Raw genomic sequence first — 7,087 nt, 5'->3', positions numbered from 1 at the left:
TAAAAAATGGTGAAAAAGTAACAGTACTAGGAAAAGCAAACGGCTGGGCGAAAATCAATTACCAAGGAAAAGAAGGTTATGTGTCGTTAGAGTTTATAACGATTGGTAAAGATTCCATAGATCCAACAAACCCAACAAACCCAACAAACCCTGGACAGGTAACGGAAGAACGAGCAGTTGTAAATGCGTCTTTATTAAATGTACGTAAAGGTCCATCAACAGGTGCGGCAGCTGTCGGTCATTTGAAAAATGGAGAGACTGTTACGATCATAGGAAAAGAAAATGGCTGGGCAAAAATCCGTTTTAATGGCGGAGAGGGTTATGTTTCGTTACAGTTCTTAAAAATTAAACAAGGTGCGTCTTCTTATGAAATTGTTACCTCATCACAAAAGGTTCAAAAACCAAATGAAGCGGAAGCAACACAAATTATGCAGAATATGAAAGAAGATGCTTACATTAAAAGTGACGGTAAAGTTGTAAATATGAAGCAAGGTTTCGTTCGTGCAAATGGTGTTATTAATATTTATGATATTACGACGGGTAAAAAGCTCACATATGTAAAGGGTGGAGCTGACCTGAAATTTGTAAAAGCTGTTGATGATCGTATTCATGTCCAAATTGATGGTATGACAGGTTATGTGAATATAAATGATGTTACATTACATCCGACAATGACTGGTGAGAAAACGTCGTATTATGCAACTAAAAATGGCAAGTTATATCATTATGTATACAATCCGGAAAATGGTAAACATGCAACGTATCAAATTGGTAATGCTCCGAAACATTTAAAAGAAGGAGAGCGTTACGAGGCTTTTGATAAGAAGCAAATTGGAGGACAAGATAGTTATCAATACTTTGAGTATATGCCACTTCGTGCAACATCTACTTATACAGGAGATGAAATTGATAATTTCTTACGTAAATCGAATGCAAAGAGTCCACTTATTGGATTAGGAAAATATTTTGTAAGTGCAGCAGAGAAATATAAGATGAATGCCGGTTACTTAGTGTCACATGCAATTTTAGAATCAGGATGGGGAACAAGTCGTATCGCGCAAGATAAGAAAAATTTATTTGGCTTTAGAGCGGTAGATTCAGATCCATATAATGGTGCAACTGGATTCAAAACATGGGAAGAAGGTATTGATTTTTGTGCGGCATATATAGATAAGCATTACTTAAATCCAAGTGGAAATACATATAATGGTGGAAACTTAGGAGATAAGGCACAAGGAATGAACGTCATGTATGCAAGTGATGAAAATTGGGGACAGCAAATTGCCTCGCTTATGTATAGAATTGATGCAATGAATGGAAGTAAAGATTTAAATAAATATCGACTTGGAACGTTAACCGCAGGTTCTCCGATATTCAAAAGTATGGCTGAAGGTCAGACTGGAATGACATCTCGCAACATTATGGTAGCCATTAAGAAAACAGTTAATACACCACAAGGATCGTATTATGAAATTGTTTCGGATAATAAAGAATACAACAGTGTCTACGTAAAAGCTGGATCTGTAAATCTCGTGAACTCTTATTAAAGGAAAACATCATCATTTCAATGCAGAAAAGTGAAGTTCATAATGTTAGAGGAAGTGACAGTGTGAAAAAATATATCGCATTTGATATTGGTGGTACACAGATTAAATATGGGATTATTTCAAAATCTGGGATATTACTAAATCACGAAACTACATTAACAGAGGCCCATTTAGGTGGGGAACAAATCGTTCAAAAGATTATTAGCTTGGCGGAGCAATTAATGAATGAACATGTTGTTTCTGGAATTGGTATTAGTACAGCCGGAATTGTAGATATTCATAGAGGAATCATAACTGGCGGCGTGGATCATATTCCACGCTATGCTGGTATTCCTATTATTGATAGATTACAAGCTGTATTAAAAGTTCCTATATCCATTGAAAATGATGTCAATTGTGCTTTGTTTGGAGAGATGTGGCAAGGTGTTGGAAGAGATGAAAATAATTGTATTATGCTTACCCTTGGAACGGGAATAGGGGGAGCTATTGTTATTAATAAAAAACTGTACAGAGGTCATTCATTTAGTGCTGGTGAATGGGGCAATATGTTGATCGAAGGGAAACAATTTGAAGAGGTTGCCTCGATTTCAGGGTTAATTTCTCTTGTGCGGAAGTATAAAGGTAGCAGGAATTGGAACGGTGAAAAAATTTTTGAATTATATGATCAGAAGGATAAAGAAGTTATACATGCCGTTCAAATATTCTTTAAACATTTAGCCATTGGAATTAGTAATCTTGCTTATATCTTCAATCCAAAAGTAATTATTATTGGTGGAGGGATTACTAATAGAGGTAATCGATTTTTAGAAGAAGTAAAGGAAGAGGTACGAAAATATTTAAATCCTGAGATTTATAGTAATTGCGAGATTAAAATCGCAAAAAATCGTAATCACGCAGGAATGATTGGTTCGATTTACCACTTCTTACATCAATATAAATAAATGATATAGGTGTTTTCATATAATTGAGAATTTATTCTTTTTCTCAATAGATAAATAATGCTACAATATAAGAGAAGAATACAATATTTTCCGATTAGGAAAATGCTTTGTAGAAAGGAAGAAACTTCATGCCTATTATTTTAGAAAAAGGACAAAAGATCGATTTAACGAAAGGACAACCGAGAGTAGCAAAACTACAGGTTGGCTTAGGCTGGGATCCAATTGGGCAATCAGGTGGGTTTCTGTCTTCATTATTTGGAAGTAAACCAAATGTAGATTGTGATGCATCAGTTGTTATGTTAGAAGGAGAGCGTTTTTTAAATAAAAATGATTTAGTTTACTTTGGAAACAAACTTTCTACTTGTGGTAGTATTATTCATTCAGGAGATAATTTAACAGGTGAAGGCGCTGGTGACGACGAAACAATTTTCGTAGAATTACATAAAGTTCCGAGCCGTATTAATCGTTTAGTATTCGTTGTAAATATTTATGACTGTGTAAATCGTCGTCAAGATTTTGGGATGATTCGTAATGCATATATTCGTATTCAAAACCCGCAAACAGGTGAAGAATTAGCACGTTATAACTTGTCAGATAACTATGCTGGCAAAACGACTCTAATTGCAGGAGAAATGTACCGACACGGAAGTGAGTGGAAATTTTCAGCGGTTGGAGAAGGAACACAAGATAAAAATTTAAGTGAGATTGTATCACGTTATCAATAAAATAAACTGAGGAGGAATTGTATATGGCATCAATTTCGTTGAAAAAGGGACAAAAGGTAGATTTAACAAAAACGAATCCAGGTCTTTCAAAAGTTCTTGTAGGACTTGGTTGGGATACGAATCGTTATGACGGACAAAACGATTTCGATTTAGATGTTAGTATTTTCTTAGTAGGTGCGAATGGTAAAGTTTCAGGCGCAGAGGATTTCGTCTTCTACAATAATCCAAAAGGTGCGAATGGTGCTGTAGAGCATTTAGGAGATAACCGCACAGGCGAAGGTGAAGGCGATGACGAATCAATTAAAGTAGATTTGAAAAATGTTCCTGCTCACATCGAACGTATTTGTTTCACAATTACAATTTATGATGGAGAAGGCCGTAGCCAAAACTTTGGACAAGTTTCTAACGCTTTCGTACGTATTCTAGATGAAGAGAAAAATGCAGAATTAATTCGTTACGATTTAGGAGAAGACTTCTCTATTGAAACAGCGGTAGTAGTGGGTGAATTATACCGTCATGCAGGTGAATGGAAGTTCAATGCAATTGGAAGTGGATTCCAAGGTGGATTAGGTTCTCTATGTAATAACTTTGGTTTAGATGTAGAGTAATAGATTTATATATCCATCGGTGAAACGCATGTTTACTGATGGATATATTTTTAAAGATTAAAATATAGAGGTGAATATAAATGGTTATTCAGTTACAAAAAGGACAGAAGATCGATTTAGGTAAGACAAGCCCTGGTTTAACAAAAGCGGTAATTGGTCTTGGGTGGGATATTAAATCTTATGATGGTGGATCTGATTTCGATTTAGATGCATCGGCATTTCTATTAGATGCGAACGGAAAATGTACGAAGGAAACTGATTTTATTTTCTATAACAATTTACAGTCTCCTTGTGAATCTGTTCTGCATACAGGAGATAACCGTACAGGTGAAGGTGAAGGCGATGATGAGCAACTTGTTGTCGATTTGAAGAAAGTTCCAGCAGATGTACATAAAATTGCAATCACAGTTACAATTTATGATGGTGAAGGCCGTAATCAAAACTTTGGACAAGTCGGAAACGCATTCGTTCGTTTAGCGAATGAGGAAACAAACGAAGAAGTTCTTCGTTTTGATTTAGGGGAAGATTTCTCCATTGAAACAGCAGTTGTCTTTTGTGAATTATACCGTCATAATGGACAGTGGAAGTTTAATGCAGTAGGAAGCGGTTTCCAAGGTGGATTAGGTGCGCTTGTAAGAGCGTATGGCTTGGATGCATAAGAAGGGAAACGACATTCGTTTCCTTTTTTTGACCTTTCTATAAATCTAGCAAAGAATAGGGGATAAAGGTAAGATGAGCATTTTGCAAGAAATCATTAATACGTATGCTCAGTTTTTCGACTTAGATATGTGGATTAAAGTGTTGCAAGATCCAGTATCTTGGGGATTAATTGGTACACTTGTTGTACTTGAAGGGTTACTATCTGCTGATAACGCACTTGTGTTAGCGGTAATGGTAAAACATCTTCCGGAAGAGAAACGTAAAAAAGCATTATTCTACGGACTTATTGGAGCTTATGTGTTCCGCTTTATTGCGATTGGAATTGGAATGTTCTTAATTAAATTATGGTGGGTAAAACTTCTTGGTGCGCTTTACCTTGCTTGGTTATCAGTGAAATACTTTATTGATAAGCGTAAAGGTGCAAGTGAAGAAGAGGAAGCTCATGGTATGAATCAAAATAGTATTCTCTTTAGAATGTTCGGTGTCTTCTGGGGAACGGTTGCGATGGTTGAATTAATGGATATCGCGTTCTCTGTAGATAGCGTACTTGCTGCATTTGGTGTATCAAATGAAGTTTGGATTTTACTATTAGGCGGAATGCTCGGTATTTTAATGATGCGTGGTATTGCTGGCGTATTTTTAAAATTGTTAGAGCGTATTCCAGAATTAGAAACAACAGCGTATATTTTAATTCTAATTATTGCAGCGAAAATGTTATTGTCTCTAATTGATATTCACATTAGTCATACACTGTTCTTTATTATTTTACTTGTAGCATTTGGAGCAACATTTATAATTCACTACATGAAGAATTCTGGACAGGCTAAAGAAGAAGTTGCAGCTACTAAAAATAATCATAAATAATTGAAATGGGTTTGCTCGTTATGCGAGCGCCCATTTTTTATAACTAAAAATAGTTTATAATAGAAGAGAGACTTTATAAAAACGTAAATGTTTTTGGAGGTGAACTGTTGTGTTTTCACGTTTTACACTTCAACCATGTGCATTAAAAGAAGAATCAGATTTAAAACAATTTGAAGCGCTTTTAGAAAAACGCCCACAATATGAACTGACAGAGAATGAAATGAAATTTAGTTATATAGCAACGCGTATTCTTGGTGTTCCTAATGATGTAGATGAATATTTCAATGATTTATTTGATTATAGTGAAGCAAAAGGGATTGAGGTTTTGCATGAACAAAATTTAAATAAGGTGATTGATTCCGAAAAACTGCGTCATATTCAAGAAGTTTTTGCGTTACATCAAGAAGCACCAAATGGACTTACAGTAAATAGGCTTGTAGCCCATTTGTCTGGAAAGCAACTATTACCGCAAGTAGACAATCCTGATTTGCAACATTATATACATACGACGTTTATTTCTGTATTGAAATTGTATGAGAAACAACATAATCAATCTTTAAAGACAGAAGGATTCCGTCGTTTCTTAATCGATATGATTAAGTTAAGTGAGAATTATGTAACGAAGTGGTTTTCTACGATTAATTATAAGAAACAAATGCCGCGTATCATTTGGTATGGTGATGCACAGGAAAGTCGTATATATTTCTTATACTTTCTTATTATGCTCGGCTGTGATGTACTTTATTATCACCCGGAAGGAAAAGATGGCTTTGAGAATATCGATGAAGCGGGAAGAACTTTTGTTGTGTCTCATTCAAGCCGTATTTCTCTTGAACCATTTCCCGATCGTCGTCGCGAACGCGTCGCAACAGTAGCGTACCAAGCTTCAAAGGAAATTGAGCAAGTACTTCACCATGATAATTCACTACTGTATAAGCCGTGGCAATTCCGTTCGTATACACCTGTAGCACGTACATTAAAAACGACATATGATGAACTCTTTTTAATTACGAAAGAAAAGTCGTTTGTACGCCCAACATTCTTTGTTGAAAATAAACACATTTATATCCCTTCTTTATTTGCAAAAATATCAGGCGTTTCAAAGAACGATAAAGAATATTTTCAACGATTAAAGGCAGTTACATCATTCGATAACAGTTTATTAATTAATACATTCCCGTTTACGAAAGAACAAAAAGCGAATTTCCAATATCATTACCGAGATGCATTGGACCGCGGAGGAAAGTTACACCCGGATTTAATTATGAATAGCCATTGGTGGCCGCATAAGCGTTTACCGGAAGGTTTACAGCATGGTATTGCAGAGGCAATCATCCATACGTGTGAAAGTGAAATGTGTAAACCAGTTGGGAAAGAGATGAAACAAGAGGTAGCACTATATGTTTTCGCGCAGCTCTCTCAAATACCACCGAATATTTTAGAACAGCTTGAGAAATTTGATTATTCACAAGATGTACCGAAAATTGTTATATTTAATAATGAGAAGAGTGGAGAATTAACTCGTTCCGATGCTGTTTTACTACTATTTTTAAATCAAATTGGAGTAGATGTATTCCATTTCAATCCAACGGGGAGAAACGATATTGAACCGTATATTGAAGCAGGCGCATTTGATTCACATTGGCTTGAGGAAGTTAATTTTGATCTTGAGTTTCATGGTTCATCAGCCTATAAAAATTTATCACAAACAATAAAAGGACTATTTCGTCCATTTTTATAAG

The 7,087-nt window shown here is 35.5% G+C and carries 7 protein-coding genes; all 7 read left to right on the top strand.

What is annotated here, in order from left to right; translation table 11 throughout:
• On the top strand, window positions 1-1,547 hold a 1,547-nt coding region (locus DPQ31_RS02370; RefSeq protein WP_261797498.1), incomplete at its 5' end, for an SH3 domain-containing protein.
• 62 nt (window positions 1,548-1,609) lie between these two features.
• The gene (locus DPQ31_RS02365; RefSeq protein WP_208731502.1) at window positions 1,610-2,488 is read left to right on the top strand and encodes an ROK family protein; all 879 of its coding nucleotides are present in this window, start codon (window positions 1,610-1,612) and stop codon (window positions 2,486-2,488) included.
• A gap of 128 nt (window positions 2,489-2,616) precedes the next feature.
• Window positions 2,617-3,213, top strand: a complete 597-nt coding sequence (locus tag DPQ31_RS02360; RefSeq protein WP_001121599.1) for a TerD family protein — start codon at window positions 2,617-2,619, stop codon at window positions 3,211-3,213.
• A gap of 23 nt (window positions 3,214-3,236) precedes the next feature.
• Window positions 3,237-3,821, top strand: a complete 585-nt coding sequence (locus DPQ31_RS02355; protein WP_000146728.1) for a TerD family protein — start codon at window positions 3,237-3,239, stop codon at window positions 3,819-3,821.
• An 80-nt stretch (window positions 3,822-3,901) separates the two neighbouring features.
• Entirely contained in the window at window positions 3,902-4,480 is a 579-nt protein-coding gene (locus DPQ31_RS02350) for a TerD family protein (RefSeq protein WP_000236645.1), read from the top strand.
• Window positions 4,481-4,553: 73 nt separating this feature from the next.
• Window positions 4,554-5,345 (top strand): TerC family protein, encoded by a 792-nt coding sequence (locus tag DPQ31_RS02345; RefSeq protein ID WP_000025680.1) that lies wholly within the window; start codon window positions 4,554-4,556, stop codon window positions 5,343-5,345.
• Window positions 5,346-5,454: 109 nt separating this feature from the next.
• The gene (locus DPQ31_RS02340) at window positions 5,455-7,086 is read left to right on the top strand and encodes a YceG family protein (RefSeq protein ID WP_000492834.1); all 1,632 of its coding nucleotides are present in this window, start codon (window positions 5,455-5,457) and stop codon (window positions 7,084-7,086) included.
• Window position 7,087: the final 1 nt, after the last annotated feature.

Source organism: Bacillus sp. COPE52 (assembly GCF_003355115.1).
Classification (GTDB): domain Bacteria; phylum Bacillota; class Bacilli; order Bacillales; family Bacillaceae_G; genus Bacillus_A; species Bacillus_A toyonensis.
This window is presented reverse-complemented; position numbering and strand designations above follow the sequence as displayed.

Excerpts from the sequence above, each read along its gene's own strand:
- DPQ31_RS02350 (WP_000236645.1), top strand. The coding sequence starts at position 3,902 with ATGGTTATTCAGTTACAAAAAGGACAGAAGATCGATTTAGGTAAGACA.
- DPQ31_RS02355 (WP_000146728.1), top strand. The coding sequence starts at position 3,237 with ATGGCATCAATTTCGTTGAAAAAGGGACAAAAGGTAGATTTAACAAAA.
- DPQ31_RS02360 (WP_001121599.1), top strand. The coding sequence starts at position 2,617 with ATGCCTATTATTTTAGAAAAAGGACAAAAGATCGATTTAACGAAAGGA.
- DPQ31_RS02345 (WP_000025680.1), top strand. The coding sequence starts at position 4,554 with ATGAGCATTTTGCAAGAAATCATTAATACGTATGCTCAGTTTTTCGAC.